Source organism: Leptospira idonii (genome assembly GCF_004770995.1).
In the GTDB taxonomy this organism is placed as follows: domain Bacteria; phylum Spirochaetota; class Leptospiria; order Leptospirales; family Leptospiraceae; genus Leptospira_A; species Leptospira_A idonii.
In genome coordinates this window covers 23,961-46,343 of record NZ_RQHW01000023.1, presented here as the reverse complement: position 1 = coordinate 46,343, position 22,383 = coordinate 23,961, and the positions used below count along the sequence as shown (strand labels likewise).

Here is a 22,383-nt window from a genome sequence, read left to right as displayed (position 1 = left end):
TTAAATACATTCTAAACCATTCTTAAATCCAGTGTCGAAGGGAAACCTCTGTTTTCTAATCGAACCGGAGGAAGTGATTTTCCTATTTTATGCCCATGTGTCCAGAATCGGGAAATGCGGCGGGATTCCGCTTCATAACCGTTCACTGGAAAACTGGAATAAGACAAACCACCCGGATGAGACACATGATATGTACATCCTCCTAATGATCTATCGTTCCACTTGTCATATATGTCAAACACAAGTGACTGTTGGGCAGGTAAATGTGGATGCAATGTAAACACGGGAGCCCATGCCTTGAAACGAACTCCTGCCACATATTCTCCGATAGAAGCGGTAGATTGTAGAGGAACTTCGTACCCGTTGCAGCTCAAAACATAACGATCCGGATGAAACCCTGTGACTTTTACTTGGAGTCTCTCCACTGCAGAATCGACTCCTCTCGAAGTCCCTTGTGCAGTGTTTTCTTCTCCTAGAACGTTCCAAGGTTCCAAAGCCATTCTGAGCTCGATTTGCATTCCATCCAAATAGGAGATTCCGTATTGAGGGAAACGGAATTCGAAGAAAGGATCAAAGTCTTTTTCCAAAAAGGAAAATCCTGAATTTTGAAGATCTCGAATCACTTCTTTAAAATCTTTATACACGAAGTAAGGAAGCATGAACCTGTCGTGAAGTTCCGTGTTCCAATTGATCGGCTGACCATAATAAGGTGATTCCCAGAATTTACAAAGAACCGCCATCACGAAAGCCTGTTGCACCACACTCATCTGGTAATGAGGAGGCATTTCAAAGGCGCGCATTTCCACAAGACCCAATCGGCCCGTATAAGAGCCTGGATCGAAAAGTTTGTCGATGGAAATCTCTGTTCTATGAGTGTTCCCGGTGAGATCTGTCAAAATATTTCTGAACAAACGATCGAGCAGCCAAGGAGGAGTGAATCTGCTGGAATCAACTTGTTGGAATGCGATCTTCAGTTCATGCAAACTGTCGTTACGCGCTTCGTCGATTCTAGGAGACTGAGAAGTGGGACCGATGAACAAACCCGAAAATAAATAAGAAAGACCTGGATGGTTTTGCCAATAGGCGATCATACTGCGAAGCAAACCGGGTTTTCTTAGGAAAGGGCTATCGTTTACGGAAGCTCCTCCTACGGTGATATGGTTCCCACCACCGGTACCGGAGTGTCTTCCATCTAACATAAATTTCTCGGCAGTCAAACGAACTTGTTCCGCTTCCTCATAAAGGGTTTTCGTCTTTTCCACGATCTCGCCGAAAGAAAAGGAAGGATGCAGATTCACTTCGATCACTCCCGGATCCGGTGTGATTTTGAAACGATTGATCCTGGAATCTTGAGGAGCTTCATATCCTTCCAAAACGATCGGCAGATCCGTTTGTTCCGCAGTTTTTTCGATCAGATAAACCAAATCGAGCCAACTTTCCAAATTCGGCATAGGAGGCAAAAATACTCTTAAATTTCCGTTTCTAGGTTCGATACAAATCGCTTTCTTCGTATAATTCGTATATCCTACATTATACGATACCTGCGGCTGCAAACCTCGGATCTGCTCCAGCTCTTTTCTTTTTGCAAGAGGAGGACGCAAAAGAGCAGGATCTTCCTGATAAGGATACAAACTGGAATATCCCAATGAATTCAAAGGAAGTCTGTATCCCATAGGAGAATCGCCGGGAATCAAATAGAGTTTTTTTCGTCTGAATTCCCATTTCTGGCTGTACCAAATTTTTTGATAAGAATCGTATTCGATTGGAATGGTATAACCCACTTCCTGATTGATTCCCTTTTCCAAAACGGAAAGAATTCTTTTTCTTTCCATCTTATTGTATTGATCCAAACCTTTCAGCAGTTCTTCATCGGAATCGGGAAGGTTTCCTTCCTGCCATAAATAGTACAGATTGTCCTCATAAGCGGGAAGGATGAATTCTTGCGATAAACGCATATTTGCCGCAAGAACACTTGTGAATTTACGAGCATCTTCCGTAGTGGCCGAACCCGTATAACGATCATCCGCCAAAAGATGAGGAGATTCCCAGATTTTCTCTCCGTCTAATCTCCAATAAGCGATCATCGCCCAACGAGGAATCGGTTCTCCTGGATACCATTTTCCTTGTCCGTATTGAAGAACTCCTCCTTTAGCATAATGATTCTTGAGTCGTTTCATCAACTGTTCGGATCTGGAATATTTTTCGTAACCTAACGCATCAAAATTCCATTCGGGAGCATCTTTATTTTCCGTAGAAACGAAAGTAGGTTCTCCTCCGATGGTAAGCCGGATATCGTTTTTTCGAATTCGTTTGTCGATCGATTCCCCTAAATTCAAAATCCTTTGCCAATCTTCATCTTTATAAGGCAAAGTGACTCTAGGAGTTTCCTGAATTCTCTCCACTCCCATATGAAAAGAAAATTCGGTTTTGGCTCTTTCCACAAAACCGGATATAGGTCCTGCCGATTCTGGTTCCGGTGTCGCCGCCAAAGGAATGTGGCCTTCTCCGGTAAAAAGTCCGGAAGTAGGATCAAGTCCCACCCATCCTGCACCAGGTAAAAAAACTTCCGCCCAAGCGTGTAAATCGGTGAAATCCTTATCCGTTCCGGAAGGACCGTCGAGGGATTTCACATCCGCCTTCAACTGAATGAGATAACCGGATACGAATCTTGCCGCCAAACCTAAGTTACGCAATATTTGAACGAGTAAATAAGCGCTGTCTCTGCAAGAACCGATTCTTTTTTTCAAGGTGACTTCGGGAGTCTGCACACCGGGTTCCATACGGATGATATAACCGATGTCGTTATAAACCTTCTGGTTTAGATCGACCAAAAAATCGATCGTTCTTCTGGGAGTGACATTGATCGTTTTCAAATAATCGGAAACGGACTTAGTCGGTTTTTTAGGTTTTAAGTAAGGTGTTAGTTCTTTCTTTAGATTTTTATCATATACGAAAGGTATCTTTTCCGCTTTTTCTTCGATAAAAAAATCGAAAGGATTGATCACCTTCATATCGACTACTAAGTCGACAGCTACTTGGAACAAACTGGTTTTTTCGTTGAAAACCAATCTGGCGAGATAGTTACCGAAAGGATCTTGCTGCCAGTTTAAAAACTGTTCTTCCGGCTGTATCTTCAAGGAATAAGAAACGATATGGTTTCTTGTATGAGGAGCCGGACGCAGACGAATCACATGAGGTGACAGTTGTATCTTCTTATCGTAGTTATATGTTGTAATGTGTGTTAATGCGACTCTTATGCTCATAGTTTTAGCTTCTAAAAAATCTTTCTACAATCTTTGCACCGATTCGATTCAGCTCGATTTGGATATCATCCAAATACTCATGAAGGCCTTTGTCGAAAATGGAATGTACGTTCTCAGAACGTAAACGGTTCAGATAAGTCGTCGTTGCATCCTGCGCCAAATTTCTAGGAAGACCTTCCTTCGTTCCTGAAACCTTTTCTAAACTTTCTTCCATCTCTTGCAGACAGAAAACGATGGAACGGGGAAAGTTCTGATCCAAAATCAAAAACTCTGCGATCTCAGTAGGATGCACTCTTTTATAATTGCGATTGTACATCTCATGCGCAGATGCTGACTTCAATAAAGACAACCATTGCAAAAGATCCAATGTGGAACCAACATCCTGTATGGAAGGAAGCAATATGAAGTATTTCATATCCAAGATACGAGTCGTTTTATCCGCCCTTTCCAAAAACCGACCAAGTAAAGAAAAACTCCAAACTTCATCGTGAGAAATGGTAGCATCGGAACATCCGTAAAAACTTTGACAGTTCTTTCTCACATAACTTAAAAATTCGGAAAGATCGACGGAAAGACCTTCTCCTCTACTCTCCGGTTTTTCAAGATAGGATTTACGATAGTCTTTTACGAAAAGATAAAACTCGTTTAACACTTCCCACATGGAAGTGGAAATGTTTTCCCTGATGGTTCGCGCATTTTCTCTGGCACGGGAAAGGCAATTGAAGATGGAATTGGGATTCTCATCGTCAAAAGTCATAAACTGAATGACGTTAGCCGGAGTAGCCAGTTCGTATTTTTTTTCGAACTGCTCCGCATCACCCGTGGTATGCACCAAAGGCATCCACTGGTTCGGGAAATCGTCATTCAAATCGAGAGAAAGTTGATGATTCACATCGATAAAACGGGAATAGTTTTCCGCTCTTTCGATATACCTATTCAACCAGAATACGGATTCGGCTACTCTGCTTAACATAATAGCTCCTTCCTTATCCTAGAACCCAGGTATCTTTTGAACCACCTCCCTGGGAAGAATTGACTACTAAAGAACCCTTTCTTAAAGCGACACGAGTTAATCCGCCCGGCATCACATAAACGTCCTTTCCGTACAAAATGAACGGTCTTAGATCAACGTGCCTTGCTTCGATTTTATCCGCAATCAAGGTAGGTACTGTGGATAAATTCAAAACCGGTTGAGCGATATAATTTCTAGCGTCTTTCAATATCAATGCTTTGAAATCTTCCTGCTCTTGTTTGGAAGCTTTGGGCCCTATGATCATTCCGTATCCTCCTGCACCGTTCGCAGGTTTTACGACAAGATTATGAATGTTTTCGATCACATATTTCAGATCTTTTTCGTTGGAACAAAGATATGTGGGAACATTAGGAATGATGGACTCTTCACCTAAGTAATATTTGATGATTTGAGGAACGAAGGAATAAATCACTTTATCGTCCGCAATTCCAGTTCCTGGAGCGTTTGCCAAAGCTACGTTTCCTTTTTTATAAGCTTCAAAAATTCCTTTTACTCCCAGAAGAGAATCTTCACGGAAGGCGCTTGGATCCATAAAAGTATCGTCTATTCTTCGATAGATGACATCGATCTTCTTCAAACCTTTAGTGGTTTTCATATAGACCGTATCGTTTTCGACGATCAAGTCGGATCCTTCTACAAGATACACACCCATTTTTTGCGCAAGGAAAGAATGTTCGTAATAAGCGGAGTTATAGACTCCAGGCGTCCATACCGCAATGACAGGATCGCTTGAATCCGTTAGATTTTCCAATGTGGAACGAAGATGGTAAGGATAATCGTAAACTTGACGGATGTTTAATTTATCGAATAACTCAGGAAAGGTTCTTTTCATCACTTCCCTGTTTTCCAAAACATAAGAAACTCCGGAAGGGCAACGAAGGTTGTCTTCCAATACGTGGAAAGCACCTTCTCCGTCTCGCACCAAGTCGGTTCCTGTGATATGAATCCAAATTCCTTTAGGCGGCTTCAAGCCGATGCACTGTTTTAAATAACCTGTGCTGGATAAAACGATTTCCTCGGGAATGATTTTATCTTTTAGAATTTTTCCCTCCCCGTAGATATCCTGCAGAAATAAATTGAGGGCTTGGATTCTTTGAGCGAGTCCCTTTTCCAAACGAACCCATTCGTCGCTAGGAACGATTCTAGGAATCACATCGAACGGCATGATACGTTCTTGCTGCTCTCCGTCACCATACAAGGTAAAGGTGATTCCCAAAGAAAGCAGGGCTTTTTCGGCGGAAGAACTTCTTTTGATGAGTTCGATTCCGCCTAAACTTTCCATTTTACTTTTTAAGAAATGATAACTTTTGCGAGCACTGCCTTCTTTGGAAAACATCTCATCGTAAACGTTCTTCGTGTCATAGTCTGCAATAAACATAGCGCCTACTTCCTTTGCTTAATTTAGAAGCAATTTTCGTACCAATATAAACATTTCGCTTGTGGAACGAGTAGAAAGGGATTAGACATAATCGGAATCTATTCCTTTCCGAATTTTGCGTAGAAACTGTACAGAGATAAAAATGGGAGCGTAAGCATGACCAGTATCTAAGCAAAATGCTTAGACGACCGAATCAAAGGAAAACCTTTGATTTAATTTTCTTTCGATTTTTGCCATTTTTGGAAGAGATAATTCTGCCAAAACCGGTAAATCGTGAAAAAAATCGGAAAATAACGATCTAAAATCAAGAGAGTGCGGAAACGAAGCGATGGATGCACCGATTTCCTAGGATGAAGTATAGCACGGATTATTTTTTTGGCAACTTGTTCCGGCTCCTGCGCCGGCCAAGGAACCGGCACTGAACTTCCGGCCTCGGAAAAAAAACGGGTTTTTGTCGCGATAGGATAAACAACCGTTAATCGGAAGTTTTTTCCCATCTCGAAACGGAACGCATCCGCAAACGCATGCACTGCTGCCTTAGTTGCGGAATAGAGCGCATAACCTGGCAAAGGAAGATGCGCCATCGCGGAAGCCGTCATTATGATGTGAACTCCCTTGGGAAGCAGAGAGGTTAATTTTTCCGCAGTGTAAATAGGGGAAAAAACATTGGTAGCAAAGATGTTTTGGATTCTTTGCCAATCTTCCTTCTGTATTTTTTCAAAATAAGCAAACCCAGCATTGGCGATGAAAACATCGATCTTATCTAGAATCTCGATGGATTCTTCAATGAGTCGATCTACTTCTTCCGGTTTGCTGACATCGATTTTAAATTTATGAAGGTTGGAATGATCGGGGATTAATTCGGGTTTCAGATCCCCCACAACTACCAGGGCTCCTTCTTTCAGAAGCCTTTCCAAAATCGATTTTCCGATGCCGGAAGAAGCACCAGTGAGAACTACTTTTTTGGATTCCAGCTTCATGAATATGAGATCCGAATTGTATCTGAGATTATTGCAGGGAAAAAAAGTCGTCCAGTCAAATCTGTAAAATTTTCGGAAAAACCGGACGACAAATTAGGAAAACTTAATTTAGCAGAGGATCTTTTGTGTGTTCCACAAAGTATTTATAGATCCCACCTTTACTACGTAATGCATCCTTCCATAAGGATTCGGATTCATCTTCCTTAAAAACGATGTCTTCGGACACTTCGTTCACCACCCAGGAAAGTTTTTCGAATTCGCTTTCCAACTGGCCGGAAGACCAACCCGCATAACCTTGAAATACGCGGAACTTGGCGTCTTTGGATTGAAGGATCTCCACCATAGTATCGAAACTTCTGGCCATATAAATTCCAGGAATGATTTCAACGCCGGGGTCTGCGGAAGATTTCTGATTATGAACGATGGTTACGAACATATTGTCCACAGGACCACCGTTATAGATTTGTTTGTTGGAATGAACCGTTTCAGGAAGATTTTTGATCAGAGATTCCATGGTTTGGTTGGTGGGTTTATTCAACACCAAACCGAAAGCACCGTCCGCATCATGATCGACCATAAGAACGATCGATTTATGAAAAAAGTCCTGGATCACACTTGAGTTGGAAATGAGTAATTTGCCGCGAGTCGATCCCGGAACTTCTATCATTATTTATTTTCTCCAATTTGCTGCAATACTCTGTATGCAACTTCTAAAGTACGAATGTCGGATTCGCCTTTTACCATCGGTTCCGATTCGCCTTTGATGCATTTGACGAAATGTTCGTGTTCTTGCTTCAAAGGATTATCTTTGTGAACGAAGATTTTTTCAACGATCGATTCTTGTCTGTATTTAATTTCACCGGATCCCAATTGAGTCGTCGAACTCGCCTGTCTGTGAATCTCGATTTCCTGGTTCGTAAAATCCAAAAATACGTAAGAATCTTTTTGAGAGATATTCAATGTTCTGATTTTAGCTTGGGACGCTCTGGAAGCATTCAAGCTGGCAACACATCCGTTTGCAAACTTCAATACGACGCTGGCAACATCTTCATGAGCGGAAATGATGGAGGCTCCTGTCGCCTTCACTTCCACCACATCCGACTTCACCAAGTTCATCACGATGTCTATGTCGTGGATCATCATATCCAAAACGACTCCCACATCCGATATGCGCGGATTAAACGGTGCAATTCTTCTGGATTCGATCAAAAGAGGTTGTTCCGCGATTTTTCCCAATTCCAAAACGGCGCCGTTGAATCTTTCTACGTGGCCGACTTGCAGAACCAAATTGTTTTTTTTCGCAAGATCTACAAGCTCACGCGCTTCATCCACCGTTTGAGAGATGGGTTTCTCAACTAAAACATGTTTCTTCTCAGATAATGCTTGTTTTGCGATTTTGTGATGTAAAAAAGTTGGAGCGGCAATGATGACCGCATCCACTTCTTTAAACAAATCGGCTTCCGAAGCAAAAGCTTTGGTTTTATGTTTTTCTGCAATTTGAGTTGCTCTTTCCGTGCTTGCATCGTAGATACCTACAAGTTCGGCATCCGATAGCATTTTAGCAACATTGACGTGGTATTGGCCCATATGGCCCGTACCGATGACTCCGAGGCGGACTTTTTTATCCATAGATATATCTCAATCCTCGGTTCTCTTAACGGAAAAACAACTTAGATTTTCCCGCAGTGCCGACCTTTTCGCCGGATTCTCTTGCAAATTCTTCCAAAAGTTCCTTCTGCTTTTTAGTCAATTTTTTAGGAATTTCTACCCGGATGATCACATGTTGATCGCCTTTTCCGTAAGAACCTAGATATGGTACACCGTGTCCTTTCAAACGGAAGACTTGTCCGCTTTCGGTTCCTTCTGGAATCTTCAATTGAATGGTTTTTCCGTCGATAGAAGGAACTTCAATCTCTCCGCCTAAACAAGCCATGGACAAACTGATCGATCTTTGTACGATCAAATCGTTTCCTTGTCTTTCAAACACAGGATGTTTTTTGATGTGAGTGACTACGTAAAGGTCTCCGTTCGGACCTCCGTTCGGGCCGGATTCTCCTTCCCCGGAAACTTTCAATCTGCTTCCTGATTCCACTCCCGGCGGAATTTTAATATGAATTGTTCGTCTTTTCTCTGTTAAACCTTCGCCTTTACATGTCTTGCAAGGGTTGGAAATGATTTTTCCTTTTCCTTTACAGCGAGGGCAAGTGGTAGTGACGCTGAAAAAACCTTGGGTTCTTCTGACTTGTCCCGCTCCGCTGCAATCAGGGCAGACGGTAGGAGAAGACCCTTTGGATGCTCCCGAACCGGAACAGTCTACGCAAGTTTCCAATCTTGGAATTTCAATTTTATATTCTTTTCCAAGAGCGGCATCTTCCAAGCTCACTTCCAAATTGTAACGTAAGTCCGACCCTCTTTGCGGGCCGGATCTTCTAGAACCACCGCGGCTTCCACCACCTCCGCCTCCGAAAAATTCACTGAAGATATCTCCGAAATCACCGAAGATGTCGGAGAAATCGGTGTAAGCGCCTTGTCCGAATCCAGGACCTCCTGCGCCTACGCCTGCTTTGCCGTACTGATCGTAAGCAGCACGTTTCTGCGGATCACGTAACACTTCGTACGCTTCCGTAGCTTCTTTGAATTTTTCCTCAGCTTCCTTATCCCCCTTATTTTTATCAGGGTGATATTTAATGGCTAACTTACGATAGGCGCTCTTGATTTCATCATCGGAAGCACCTTTCGAAACGCCTAATACTTCGTAGTAACCGCGGTCGCTCATAATCTTACTTCTTTTTATCTTTTATCCGTTTTATTTTTTGTCTTCATCCACAACGGTGTAGTCTGCATCTACTACCTTCTCACCGCTTCCCGCAGAATTTCCGTTCGCAGAGCCGGATGCTCCCGCACCTGCTTCCTGGTTAGGTTGTTCCGCTCCTGGAGCGCCTTGCGAATAAATTTTTTGACCGATCTGCATCGCTACTTGTTGGATAGAATCGCGAGCGGCTTTCATTCTTTCCAAATCGCCGGATTCCATCGCCTCACGACCGCGTTTCACTTCGTCTTGAGCACGTTGTTTTTCGGATTCATCCAATTTATCACCGGATTCGTTTACCGTTTTTTCCAATTGGTAAACGATGGATTCCAATTCGTTTTTAGTATCCGCTGCTTCTCTGGCTTTTTTATCCGTCTCAGCGTTTGCTTCCGCATCCTTAACCATCTTTTTGATTTCTTCTTCGGAAAGTCCGGAAGAGGATTCGATACGAATTTTTTGTTCCTTACCTGTTCCCAAATCTTTTGCGGATACGTGAACGATACCGTTCGCATCGATGTCGAAAGTTACTTCGATTTGAGGAACTCCTCTAGGTGCGGAAGGAATACCCACTAAATCGAAACGGCCTAAAGTTCTGTTGTAACTCGCCATTTCTCTTTCCCCTTGGAGAACGTGAACGGAAACAGTTGTTTGGCTGTCCGCCGCAGTTGAGAACACTTGTGATTTTCTTGTAGGAATAGTTGTGTTTCTTTCGATGAGTTTCGTCATCACACCGCCGAGAGTTTCGATTCCCAAAGAAAGAGGAGTTACGTCGAGAAGTAGAACATCTGTTACATCTCCTGCAAGGACCCCGCCTTGGATCGCAGCACCTACTGCCACAACTTCATCCGGATTCACGGATTTGTTCGGTTCTTTTCCGAAAATTTCTTTTACGAGTGCCTGCACCGCAGGGATACGAGTGGATCCTCCCACTAGAATCACTTCATCGATTTCGCTGGCGCTGAGACCCGCGTCACGAAGAGCGTTTACGCAAGGAATACGTGTTTTTTCCACAAGAGACTTAGTGATATCGTCGAACTTCGCACGAGTCAAAGTCATATCCAAGTGTTTCGGGCCGGATGCATCCGCAGTGATGAAAGGAAGATTGATTTGTGTGGAAGATGTTCCGGACAATTCGATCTTAGCTTTTTCAGCGGCTTCTTTCAAACGTTGTACTGTGTTTTTATCGCCGGAAATGTCGATGCCGGTTTGTTTTTTAAACTCATCGATCATCCACTGCATTACAGTATTGTCGAAGTCGTCCCCACCAAGGTGAGTGTCTCCGTTTGTGGATTTTACTTCGAATACTCCGTCGCCCAACTCGAGGATGGAAACATCGAAAGTTCCCCCACCTAAGTCATATACTGCGATTTTTGCATTGGTTTTCTTTTTGTCGAAACCGTAAGCAAGAGCGGCAGCAGTAGGTTCGTTGATGATACGTTCTACTTCTAATCCTGCGATTCTACCTGCGTCTTTCGTCGCTTGTCTTTGTTCGTCGTTGAAGTAAGCAGGAACGGTAACTACCGCTTTTTTCACTTCATGACCGAGAAAGTCTTCCGCAGTTTTTTTCATTTTTTGAAGGATACGAGCGGAAATTTCTTGAGGAGTGAACTCTCCTGCGACGGTTTCGAATTTAACTCCGTCGTTTCCTGCACGAATCACTTTATAAGAAACCATTTTGGATTCGTCGCCCGCTTCGTTGAATCTGCGGCCTATGAATCTTTTTGCGGAGCGGATCGTATTTACTGCGTTAGTGATTGCCTGGTTCTTTGCAAATTGACCGACAATTGTTTCTCCTTTTGCAGTATAGGCTACGATCGAAGGAGTGGTTCTGGCTCCTTCCGAGTTTTGAATCACTACGGGATCTCCACCTTCCATAACAGCAACACAAGAGTTTGTTGTTCCCAAATCGATTCCGATAATTTTTTCCTTAGACATAGTCTTCTCCTTGACCTTATTGTATAATTAACTTTGCGGTTTTCCCACTTTCACTCGTGCAGGGCGGATCGATTGTTTCGTTTCCCCTTCCTCATGGAAATAACCCATTTGGAACGTTTCGATCACAGTCTCTTCCGTATATTCCGCACTCTCTTCGGAAACAATCGCTTCCATAATCATTGGATCAAAAGGCTGCCCTTTCGGATCCAAACGTTTGATTCCTTCCCTTTCCAAAACGGAAATAAAATCTTTTTGAATCATCAAGATTCCGTCTACGAAGGCTTTTACTTCCGCAGTAGGATTATTCACATTCGTAACCCTTTCCAAGTTATCAAGAGGAGTTAACAAACCTTCTGCGAATTTTTTAATCGAATCTTTGCGGGCATTGAGCAGATCGTTCGCAGTTCTTCTTTTGTAATTTTGGAACTCGGCTCTTTCTCTCAGCCAGGAATCTTTCAAAGTATCGATCTCTTTTTTTGCCTTATCCAACTCGGCTTCCAAACCTTCCGGAACAGATGAAGCTGCTTCTTCGGAAATGGCCCCGTTGTCTTTTGTTTGGGAATCTTCCTGTTCTATTGTTTCATTGGTTTCTGCCATTTCTCCTCCTATATTAACGACTTAGTTTTGTGATCATTTCAGAAACTAATTTCGAGGTGAATTCCAACAAAGGAAGTGCTTTGTTGTAATTCATTCTCTGAGGTCCGATGATTCCCATCGAACCGATTCTTTTTTCACCCATACGGTAGTTTGTCGCTATGATGGTTACACCACCTAACTTAGTATCTCCGTCTTTTCCTATGATGGTGTATACTCCGTCCATTGGAACGTATTGAGTGAAAAAATTGCGTAAAAAATCCTTTTCATCGAAAAGGTGCAGAATGTTCTCCAATCTGTCTTCTTCATCTCTGAAGTTTTCATATAGATGTTTCAAACCATCTATATATAAATTGTCTCCCGCCAAACTGTCGCTCGCCATTCCTCTGGCGATATAAGGAGCGAAAACGGAAAAACCTTCCGGTCCGTCTTTCTTCATCATCATTTGAGGGATCAGATTGTTCTGGATTTCATGAACATCGAACCCTTTCACGTTATCGTTCATATAACGGGAAATTTGATATAAAGTCTCTTGAGAGATATGATAATCGAAAAATATATTTCGGTTCAAAACGGTACCTGACCGCATCACCAAAATCATCAAAACTTCTCCGCCGTTTACGTGGATGAGTTCGATATGTTTCAAAGTGTCCAAAGAGCCTTCCGGTCCCAAAACCACACTGGCACTTTGAGAAAGAGATGCTAAAACTTTGGAAGTCGCCACAAGGACTTGGTCCAAACGAAACTGCATCTTTAAGTATTCTTCTTGGATTCTTTGTTTCTCTTTGATGGTGAGCTCGAAAAGAGTCACCAAACTATCCACATAGAAACGATACCCTGTTTCCGTAGGAACGCGGCCGCCGGATGTATGCCTAGCTACCACAAATCCCATATCTTCCAATTCCGCCAAAGAAGAGCGGATGGTCGCAGGAGAGAGACCGATTTCATATTTCTCCGATAGTGTTTTCGAACCTACCGGGCGATTGTCAGAGACGAACTCTTCGACCAGGGCTTTTAAGATAACTCTATGTCGGGGAGAAAGATCCATATACTTCTTCAGTTTCTTTAGCACTCTATTCCTTAGAGTGCTAAACTATACTAAAAGTTTAGCAAAATGGAGATATAGGTCAAGTAAGTTCAGAAAAAATGGACTCAATTTTAGCAGTCTCTATAAAAAACTGCTATTTTAGGGACATAATATCCGCAATTTTCGTTCTTTTGCTGAAAGGAGATTCGTAAATTTCTTTGTCAGATGGGGAGGCGCGGATCGTTTTTGCCAAAGAATCGAATTTTCATGAGTTCCGATTCCAAGCACTTACTTTATGGGGGCAGGAATTCATCATCAAGGTTCCTTCCACAGCTGCTAGATCTCTTACCATCTGCATCCCTACTTTTCACCTATAGCAAACGCCTGGTCGGATCGATAGTGCATTTCCTCTCGGAAAGCTCTGATAGTGGATGTTCGCTCGATTCAAAGCGATTGTGAACTGTCCTGCGGAACCTTTGATCCTTGTGATCATGGCGGGGTTCTCTTCTAAATCCAAAGGAGAGCCGTTGGGATCGTAAAACGCACCGCCCACTCCCGCCTGACCTGCTCGAAGCCAAATCCCTTGAAAGGAAAAAGAAATTCTGACAGCGAAAAGATAGGCCGGATTTTTAGATCGGGTACACCTGAATTTGGTCTCTTCCCGAATTTTTTGCCTGATAGAGCGCAATGTCTGCGAACTTGATTACCTCTTCCGCTTTCTGCATAGGATGGACTTTCGTATAACCGATGCTCACTGTTACATTGAGATAAAAATTATCGAAGATAAAAAAGCGATGTGCTTTGACGGATTCACGAATTCTTTCCAGAACCTTTTCCGCACCCTCCGTACTTGTGTCCGGTAAAATGCATCCGAACTCTTCCCCTCCGATCCTTCCGATGGTATCTTCTTCTCTCAGACAGTCCGTAAAAATATTGGAAATGTTTTTGAGAACCATGTCCCCTATGTCGTGCCCGTAAGTATCGTTGATCGATTTGAAAAAATCGATATCCATTACTGCAAGAGTGTATTCCCTACTTCTTCGCTTAACAGTTGCTATTGATTTTTGAAGAGTATCGAAAAAAGAGCGTCTATTCGGTAGTAAAGTCAGCTCATCCATATAAGCCAAACGTTTGAGGCTGTTGATCAAAAGAGTTTTTTGATCCTCCAGTCTTTTTCTTTCCCGAATGTCACGGATGATCGTGGCATAAAGTTTTGTGCCGTTTTCCGAAGGAGAGATTTCGAAGGCGTGCATTTCCACAGGAATGGAACCGCCCGGTTTGGTATTGAGTTCGATTTCTTTCAGATGGCCTGAGATATATAAGGAATCTTCCTTCCCCACATAACTCTCTATATTCAAAGGAATATTTTCACCCGGATTTTTTTCGTAAGGAAAAAGAAACTCGAAAGATTTTTCCCTCAGTTCGTCGGATTTGTATCCGCTTAATTCTTCCAATGCAGGATTGACCAAACTGATTTTGTTATGCGAGTCTAATACGACGATCGCATCAATCGATCTTTCCACGATTTCCTGAGAGATTTTTGCTAATTGAACTTCACTCATTGCCCCAAACTTTCCTCTTACCTTTTTCACTTCGAAAAGAGTCGCGCCATTGGTGGATATGACGAAAATTTATCTCCGGTTGGTTCTGCCTAAACTCCTTTTTTGGAAGAATCGGAAACGGATCGCGACTCAATGTCTGATACCAGTATGCCACGGAAACCAAATCCAGGGTCAAGGAATTTGCATGCCCATGCTCTAAGTTGAATTGGAAATTTTTTTCAAAACTGAGAGGTGATTCCAGCCAAAATCGATAAAGATGGGTTCTTCCTAACCATCCTATCGAATCTGTAACTCTGGGATAACCGAAGTATGGATGCATAAAAACTTCTTTCGGACACCATGCGGTATTGAATAAATCTTCCGTTCCGGTTCCGTGCAAACGAGGAGGCCATTTTTCTCCATCGATCCAAATTGCATCGTCCCCTTCTCCATACCACATGGGAGTGGGAGAATCCACATAAAGATTAAGTCCGATGAAATGACCTTTTCCCTCTGTCTTTAATACGACGAAATGATTGTCCGTATTGTGAGGAGCTTTTTCCGTTTCTCCGAGCAATGCCCATTCGTTTTCTTTTCCCGATTTGGTTTGAGGTTCCGTGATGCTTCTGTTCCAAAGAGCATGAAACCGCAAAGAAGAAGGAGGATCTTTCGGCCATGATTCGTAATCGATGTAAAAATAAAAACTGGAGATGTCTGAATCGGATTCGTTTTCGATTTCAATCTTTGCCTGTGAAGAAAAAGGCATAGGAATGTAAGAATTCATTGCCTTTCCTTTTTTGGGAGCCGCAACAATGAGTGCGGAATTCATTAAATATTCTTCTCCCCAACCTTGTCCGAAAAATTCGCCTAAAGGGACTTCCACGGAAGAATGAGGATGTTTGTCCCAATACATTCGTATAACAGTATTTTTGCGAATCATAGGGTCTTTGGATGCCAAAGTGAACCAAATATGTTTGATGATTCCTTTCCCTTTGATCTCCGCAATCGTGACTTTTGAGTGTTTGGGAATCACTATGAAATCGTCGTTACCGCCTGACTTATCATAGCTGGAAATGCGTTCCGTTTTGTATTGTTTCTCCTGCCAGATGGTATCTTCCCAAGACTGAGCAAAAACGGGAATGAACGAAAAAATCAAAGACAGACAAAAAAAGAAAAACTTCATCGATTGCCGCCGTCGACCTTTCGATTCCAAAGAGTAAAAATAAAAGCGGTCAAAGCGCCTTGCACAAGGATTTCCAAAGCGACCAAAGAATGGATTTTTGCGGTAATCATCGGATGGAAAAAAAGAATCCCTTCCAAGGTTCCCGGAGAAGGGGCGATGGTTGCGATCCCTCCCAAAATGGATTTGATCCAAAACAGAAAGAAAAATTGCTTCGCAAAACTTTGTTTCTGAAACCAATCAAAAACCAGAAGCAGCAGAACCACAAAACAAAGGGCATGCAGGATTTGGAATGGAAAAAGCAGCTTCATCGCAGTCGCCCACTCGCTGACATTCGCTTCCGTAATTAAAAACTTGGAAAAGACGGAATTCTCTCCCACATAATAGTCCTTCATCACCAAATTGTAATAAGGAATGGAGACCACTAAATAGGAAAAAAGATGACTGGAAAGGAAACGAAATGTGATTTTAATCCAAGGTTTCATGTTTAGTTTGACGTTTAGCACTCTTTCTTACCAAAAATTCGCAGTATGAAACTAGAACTCAAGGCAAAACTTCTAAGAACTTTTCCGAAAGCCAAAACGATTCAGTCGGGAAGACTATTCACCCGCCAATTGAGTCATTTGGTGGATGCCTCTTTGATCTCTCTGTTTCAATCCATAGATAAGGAAATCCCTATACAGGACCACATCGCCTTGATTCCCATAGGCGGATACGGAAGGATGGAGATCTCCCCGTATTCCGATATCGATCTTCTGTATCTTCATGACGGAAATTTAAGCCAAGATGATTTAACTCAAGTTATATCAAAGATCAATAATTATCTTTACAATAATGAAAGAGAAGTCGGTCATACCTGCCGAACTATAGAAGAATCGTTTTTATACCTGGATAACATCCAAACCTATCATTCCATTTTAGATGCCAGATTTCTTGTAGGATCGGAATCTCTTTTCAAACAATATGAAACCGATTTTCTGAAACAAATCCCCAAAGAAAGAATTTCAGAATTCAACGAATGGAAACTGAACTATCTGAAAGAAAGAATCATCAATTCATACAATCCTCTTTTACTTTCCGAACCGAATATCAAAAACGATCCTTTGGGTTTAAGAGATGTTCAGTTGATGTATTGGATCGAAAAAACGGATCCGTTGCATGGAAAAAGCAATGGTGGCGTTTTTGATTATTTTCTGAACGGTGACAGTCTCCCTCTTGTCACAGCTTATGATTTTATGCTCCTGACAAGATCCGCATTACATATATTATCCGGTAGAAAGAACGATCGATTGGACCTGAATTCCCAACCGGAAGTGGCAGAGTTCTTAGGTTTCGGTTCCAGAAGGGAACTGGGAGCGATCGAAAAATTCATGAGCAAGTTTTATAAATATCAGAAAGATGTTTATTTCTATTTGGGGATGTATTTGGATAAAAAATCTTCGAACAGTAAATCGGCGACTCAATGGGATTTTTCAAATCCGGATACTCTTTATGAAGATACGATTCGTTTCTTTTTGGACTGTCAAACGACAGGAACGGAACCTTCTAGAATCGTCTTAAACGATCTTCGTTTCGCTTCCAATTTCATAGACGATGATTTTAAAAACAACGGGAATGTGATCGAATCCTTCTTGAGTTTGATTAAAAACAAAAAACAAATCGGCAGACTGCTCACCCTGATGCATGAATGTAACATTCTTGGAAAACTCATCCCCGAATTCGGAGCTTGCTCCAACTTTCCTTTATTCAGTTATCATCACGAATACACAGTCGACGAACACACATTACTTATATTAAGAGAACTGGACATTCTCATCGAAGGAAATTGGGATGATCCACAGATTCAATCCGTGTTTAATTCCTGCGAAAAGGTGGATATTTTAATATTAGCGATTCTCATTCACGATGCGGGAAAGGTCAAAGAAGGAGACCACTGTCAGTACGGTGCGGAATTAGCTTTGATCGTTGCGGAAAGATTTCATTTCAGTGAGGAAGATACGGAACTGCTTCGCTTTTTGGTGGCGGAACACATCATTATGTCCGAACTATCCTCCAAAAGAGATATTTACGATCCGAACCTGATCGCAAGTTTCGTTAAACTGTTCTCCGATAAAAATACATTACGTTTGCTTTATATTCTAACAATCATTGATACGAAATCCGTTGGCAAAGGCGTTCTAACCAATTGGAAAAAGGAAATTCTGTTCTATTTGTTCCAATCAACCTTACACGCTCTGGAAAAATCGGAAAACAGAATCGATTCTACGGAAAGAGTGGAACAAACTCTGGAAAATTATCTGATAGAAAAGGAAGGATTGGAAGCGAACATCGCATCTTCCATAGTTCATTTTGCGACGGAAATCAAACCTTCCTCTTATCTGAATTACAACACCCCTAGAAGGATCTTCCAACATTTCGTAAATATTGCGGAATGGCACGAAACAAAAACGGCTTTCCGATTCGTTTCGGAAGCGGAACCTGCTTTCGTTACCATTTCCATTTTCGGAAAACAAAACAAACAATTGTTATTATTTGTCAGCGGAACCATTTCCTCTCTAGGATTGAATCTAGTCGGCATGAGATTGTTCCGCACTCATTCGGGAGACTTGATTCTCCAGGCGCAAATCACGGATCAATTCGGAAGCGGAGAAATCGCTGCGGAACAAATTCAAAAAATTGAATCTATGATCGAAGAATGTATTTTAGGAAAAGTGAATATAGAAGATGTAGCGATGACCACAAATATATGGTCATCCTCTCCTAAGATCCCGGAAGGTATGGTGGAAGAATTGGTGAAATTTTCCAACGATATCTCCGAGTCCTATTCCGTTCTGGAAATCAGAGTACCCGATTCTATCGGACTTGTTTACCGCATTTTAAAAACGATTTTAGATTTTGATTTGGATGTGATTTTCGTAAGGATATCGACTAGCGCCGATTTTGCGTACGATTCGTTCCATATTCAAACGAAATCCGGCAACAAAATTGAAAATTCGGAAATTCTATTCTCAATAAAGGAAAAAATTTTAGAAGCCGCCCAAATGAAACAAAATCAAGGCGTTTTCGAAATTAGTTTTTAATTATGACTTGGTGGAAAGAAGCGGTTATATACCAAATTTACCCTCGTAGTTTTCAAGATTCCGACGGGGACGGAGTGGGTGATCTTGAAGGAATCATCCAAAGACTGGACTATTTGGGAGGATCGAAAGATTCCCTAGGGATCGATGCGATCTGGCTGTCTCCAGTGTATCCTTCTCCTATGTTCGATTTCGGTTATGATATTTCCGACTATGAACAAATCGATCCCGTTTTCGGAGATTTATCTACATTCAAACGATTGTTAAAGGAAGCTCATAAAAGAGATATCAAGATCATTATGGATCTTGTGGTAAATCATACTTCCCATCTTCATCCTTGGTTTATCGAATCCAAATCTTCCAAAAACAGCACCAAAAGAGATTGGTACATCTGGAAAGAGCCTGAACAAGGAAAACCACCGAACAATTGGTTAGGCGCTTTCGGCGGACCGGGATGGGAATACGATAAAAGAACCGGAGAATACTATTTTCATTCCTTCCTAAAAGAACAACCAGATCTCAATTGGAGAAATCCTGAAGTAGAAGATGCCATCTTCAAAATGATCCGCTTTTGGCTGGATCTAGGTGTGGACGGCTTTCGTTTGGATGTTGTGAATCTTTATGTCAAAGATGAATTCTTCAGAAACAATCCTTCTTATTTTATGAAAGGGCCACGCCCTTACGATAAACAAGTTCATATCTACGACAGGGATCGTCCGGAGATGCACGGAATCCTAAGAAGACTTAGAAAACTTTTGGATTCATATCCCGATAAACGAATGTCAGTTGGAGAGATCATGCAGGATCTTCCCGGTAATGTAGTTCTTCCTGCGACTTATTGCGGAAGAAACGACGAACTTCATCTAGCCTTTAATTTCATGTTTTTGTTCAGTCCCTGGAAAGCGGAAAGTTTTTTCCAAATCATAAAAGATTTCGAATCCGCTTTGGGAGAAGACAATTGGCCGAACTATACTCTTTCCAATCACGATTTTCCAAGACATATCACACGTTATATGAAAGGAAAAGAAACGATCCCTAGAGCTAAATTAGCGGCCGTTATGATGCTGACTTTGCGAGGAACTCCTTTCCTTTATTACGGAGAAGAGATCGGTATGCTGAGACAAAAAGTTCCACGCAACCAAATCCAAGACCCTGTCGGTAAAAAATATTGGCCGTTCCATCCGGGAAGAGATCCGGAAAGAATTCCTATGGCTTGGGATGCTTCCGAAAAAACCGGATTCACCACAGGGAAAGCATGGCTTCCTCTTTACGAAGATGCGGGAAAGGCAAACATAGAAGCGCAAAAAGATGATAAATTCTCTTTATGGCACACTTATAAAAAATTAATTTCCTTACGTAAGGAAAGAAAATCTCTGCGAAGAGGAAATTTGAAAATCCATCTGAGCAAAGACAAAAAAGTCATGTTCTATAAAAGAAAAGAAGGGAAAGAAGAAACCTACATATTCCTCAACTTCAGCAACGAAGAAGTGCAGGTTTCTTATCCTAGAAAATGGTCCTTGGAAGACATACTGTTCAGCACGGCCCCCAGACCGGCATATCTGAAGCAGGACATGGACGACGGATTTTTGCACCTTTTCCCGAACGAAGCGATTTTGTTTGGAAATTGATTGAATCGAAGTTAGGTGGGGAAGGGGTGCCCCCACCCCGAATTGGGTGGTGGAGGCGGGCCTTGTGGGCTTTCCCGCCTTTCTGCCTATATCACATTCCCGGAGGCTTTCCTACCGAATTCTTAGTTTTTCGAAATTTTATTCTTTTTCTTTCACCCTTTTGCCCGATTCACCCGAATGTGACATTCCAATTTCCTTTGTAACGTTTCTGTAAACCCGTAACAGTTTCGTAATCATTTTGTAACAATAAAAGGCTAATTTTGATACATCAAAGCGAAAAGAGACGGTTTTTCGTCCTTTCTTTTTTGAGTTGTAATCAAAATGAAAAATAACCATAAGAAATTAACTTATTCACTCCTCTTTTATATTTTAACATTTTCATTTTCTAATATTTACTCCGAGGAAAATGGAAAAACGGCACCGACTGAAGTTCAATCTCCCATAAGAGTGAAAGAACTTTATATCGATGAAAACACTGGCCAAGTTTATACGCTTCCCGGCCCGAATAGAAAGAAGATGGTTTTAGAAAATCAAAACTATTCCGTAAAGGTACCGGAACCTGCTACCGGATTTGCCAACCGTCCTGATGAAATAGGCAATGAAAAACTTACAATCGCAGGGAGAATTCAATTTAGAGGTATCAGTGGAGAAGAGGGTTCTGTTTATTCCAACGGAAAGAGCGATTTTAAAACGGTGGATTGGCACTTTCGAAGACTTCGACTCGGCTTTATTTACGAAGGGAATAAATGGTGGGGTGGTTTAGCAAATCTTAGGTTAGAAAATGCAATCAGTAGTATTTATCTAAAAACTAAAAAAGATCCTGCTACAGGCAATGTGCAAGATGTCTCTCTTGCAAATGCAAGAGGATTGATCCAAGAAGCAGCGATTTGGTTGAATATTCCTTTCATGAAATCGAGGTTAACCTTCGGTGCAGGGCACGTTCCGTTTCAAAGAGAGTACATTATGACCTCTGCAAACCTTACGAACATAGAAAGATCCATGTCGACTTTAGTTCTTCCTCAATTCGATACTGGAGTCATGTTGACTTCACATCTTTTAAAACCTTTCAGTGATAAATGGGAAAAGTTATTAACCGGAAGTTTTATGGTAGGAAACGGCCACGGAGGTCCGGGAGATTACGGCTATGGTAGAAGGATCGATCTTGCAGAAGAAAGGCCCAATGCTCCGAAGTTACTTACTCCCGCATATTACGGAAGGATCCAATGGAACCCTTTTGGCGGATTGGAAAAAGACGGAAAGGATTTAGGATGGATCGAAGGAGAAGAAATCTTTCAAAAAGATACCAAACTTTCTATAGGAACCGCATTTGCAAGCATGGCAAACGTAAAAGTTCCTTCTCCACTTAACCCCGATTATTATCCTGCAGGATACACACAGCCAAATCTCCTCGCATATCAAACCACTAAAGACGGAGGAGAACTAGGTGCTTCTTATAACGAAGGAATCAATAAAACGACTCCTGGCCGTCCCAAATTAGGAGTGATCGGCCATACATACGACTATACATTCACTTCTCATGGTTTTTATAGCAGTGGGGCTTATTCCGTATTTAGCGGATCAGCCGCTCCTCAAGATCTAAAAGGATATTCGTTTACTCTAGGTTATGTGCTTCCGATGGGAGGCGGTACGTTTGTCATGCCTATCGCCCGATACGATTTTTTACAGGGAGATTTTAACTGGGATAAAAGTTTGGAACCAGGAGAATCGTATAGATCTTACTGGGTAGGTTTGAACTTATTCGGGGACAAACATGTATTTAAAGCACAGATTTTTTATCAGGCCTTTCATGATAAGCTCAAAAAAAATTCTATTACGGGAGAAGCTGTCGATATCAACGACAATGTAGCCTATCTCCAATTACAAGCTAACTTCTGGACAGGAACTATGACTCCGGATCGTTTTTCGAGACTGGAATGA

Annotated in this window: 17 protein-coding genes; 4 read left to right on the top strand and 13 right to left on the bottom strand. The window is 41.9% G+C overall.

Annotated features, from left to right (window positions below; genetic code table 11):
- Positions 1 to 11: 11 nt before the first annotated feature.
- The 10 genes from EHS15_RS06680 to hrcA form a co-directional block, all read right to left on the bottom strand.
- Complete coding sequence (locus tag EHS15_RS06680) at positions 12 to 3,263, bottom strand: transglutaminase family protein (protein WP_135759783.1); 3,252 nt, start codon at positions 3,261 to 3,263, stop codon at positions 12 to 14.
- Positions 3,264 to 3,267: 4 nt separating this feature from the next.
- Positions 3,268 to 4,236, bottom strand: a complete 969-nt coding sequence (locus EHS15_RS06675; RefSeq protein WP_135759782.1) for an alpha-E domain-containing protein — start codon at positions 4,234 to 4,236, stop codon at positions 3,268 to 3,270.
- 13 nt (positions 4,237 to 4,249) lie between these two features.
- Positions 4,250 to 5,674, bottom strand: coding sequence for a circularly permuted type 2 ATP-grasp protein (locus tag EHS15_RS06670; RefSeq protein WP_135759781.1), 1,425 nt, complete (start codon positions 5,672 to 5,674; stop codon positions 4,250 to 4,252).
- Between the two features lie 212 nt (positions 5,675 to 5,886).
- Positions 5,887 to 6,654 carry an SDR family NAD(P)-dependent oxidoreductase gene (locus EHS15_RS06665; protein WP_135759780.1) on the bottom strand — a complete coding sequence of 256 codons (768 nt, stop codon included), beginning with the start codon at positions 6,652 to 6,654 and terminating at the stop codon, positions 5,887 to 5,889.
- Positions 6,655 to 6,757: 103 nt separating this feature from the next.
- On the bottom strand, positions 6,758 to 7,321 hold the full coding sequence (locus tag EHS15_RS06660; protein WP_135759779.1) for a YqgE/AlgH family protein: 564 nt from the start codon (positions 7,319 to 7,321) through the stop codon (positions 6,758 to 6,760).
- Entirely contained in the window at positions 7,321 to 8,283 is a 963-nt protein-coding gene (locus EHS15_RS06655) for a Gfo/Idh/MocA family protein (protein WP_135759778.1), read from the bottom strand. Before EHS15_RS06655 ends, EHS15_RS06660 begins: the two co-directional genes overlap by 1 nt.
- A gap of 25 nt (positions 8,284 to 8,308) precedes the next feature.
- A complete protein-coding gene (dnaJ, locus tag EHS15_RS06650) occupies positions 8,309 to 9,430 on the bottom strand; it encodes a molecular chaperone DnaJ (RefSeq protein ID WP_135759777.1) in 1,122 nt (373 codons plus the stop codon).
- Positions 9,431 to 9,460: 30 nt separating this feature from the next.
- Positions 9,461 to 11,398, bottom strand: coding sequence for a molecular chaperone DnaK (dnaK, locus tag EHS15_RS06645; protein WP_135759776.1), 1,938 nt, complete (start codon positions 11,396 to 11,398; stop codon positions 9,461 to 9,463).
- A gap of 27 nt (positions 11,399 to 11,425) precedes the next feature.
- Positions 11,426 to 11,995: a nucleotide exchange factor GrpE gene (gene grpE, locus EHS15_RS06640; RefSeq protein ID WP_135759775.1), complete on the bottom strand. Its 570-nt coding sequence runs from the start codon at positions 11,993 to 11,995 to the stop codon at positions 11,426 to 11,428.
- A gap of 13 nt (positions 11,996 to 12,008) precedes the next feature.
- On the bottom strand, positions 12,009 to 13,040 hold the full coding sequence (gene hrcA, locus EHS15_RS06635) for a heat-inducible transcriptional repressor HrcA (protein ID WP_135759774.1): 1,032 nt from the start codon (positions 13,038 to 13,040) through the stop codon (positions 12,009 to 12,011).
- A 197-nt stretch (positions 13,041 to 13,237) separates the two neighbouring features.
- Between hrcA and EHS15_RS19085 the strand changes: the two genes are divergently transcribed.
- Positions 13,238 to 13,396, top strand: a complete 159-nt coding sequence (locus tag EHS15_RS19085; RefSeq protein WP_167884175.1) for a hypothetical protein — start codon at positions 13,238 to 13,240, stop codon at positions 13,394 to 13,396.
- 252 nt (positions 13,397 to 13,648) lie between these two features.
- Here the strand turns inward: EHS15_RS19085 and EHS15_RS06630 are convergent, their stop codons facing one another.
- Genes EHS15_RS06630 through EHS15_RS06620 form a run of 3 tightly spaced genes read right to left on the bottom strand, consistent with a single transcriptional unit; the run spans position 13,649 to position 16,225 of the window.
- Complete coding sequence (locus EHS15_RS06630) at positions 13,649 to 14,581, bottom strand: sensor domain-containing diguanylate cyclase (protein WP_135759773.1); 933 nt, start codon at positions 14,579 to 14,581, stop codon at positions 13,649 to 13,651.
- Positions 14,574 to 15,743 (bottom strand): glycoside hydrolase family 172 protein, encoded by a 1,170-nt coding sequence (locus EHS15_RS06625; RefSeq protein WP_135759772.1) that lies wholly within the window; start codon positions 15,741 to 15,743, stop codon positions 14,574 to 14,576. Before EHS15_RS06625 ends, EHS15_RS06630 begins: the two co-directional genes overlap by 8 nt.
- On the bottom strand, positions 15,740 to 16,225 hold the full coding sequence (locus tag EHS15_RS06620; protein ID WP_135759771.1) for a hypothetical protein: 486 nt from the start codon (positions 16,223 to 16,225) through the stop codon (positions 15,740 to 15,742). Before EHS15_RS06620 ends, EHS15_RS06625 begins: the two co-directional genes overlap by 4 nt.
- A 45-nt stretch (positions 16,226 to 16,270) precedes the next feature.
- On the opposite strand from EHS15_RS06620, the gene EHS15_RS06615 reads away from it, so the two are divergent.
- From EHS15_RS06615 to EHS15_RS06605, 3 genes are all read left to right on the top strand, one after another.
- Positions 16,271 to 18,820, top strand: coding sequence for a [protein-PII] uridylyltransferase family protein (locus EHS15_RS06615; protein ID WP_135759770.1), 2,550 nt, complete (start codon positions 16,271 to 16,273; stop codon positions 18,818 to 18,820).
- A 2-nt stretch (positions 18,821 to 18,822) separates the two neighbouring features.
- Entirely contained in the window at positions 18,823 to 20,445 is a 1,623-nt protein-coding gene (locus EHS15_RS06610; protein WP_135759769.1) for an alpha-glucosidase, read from the top strand.
- Positions 20,446 to 20,892: 447 nt separating this feature from the next.
- Positions 20,893 to 22,383: a hypothetical protein gene (locus EHS15_RS06605; RefSeq protein ID WP_135759768.1), complete on the top strand. Its 1,491-nt coding sequence runs from the start codon at positions 20,893 to 20,895 to the stop codon at positions 22,381 to 22,383.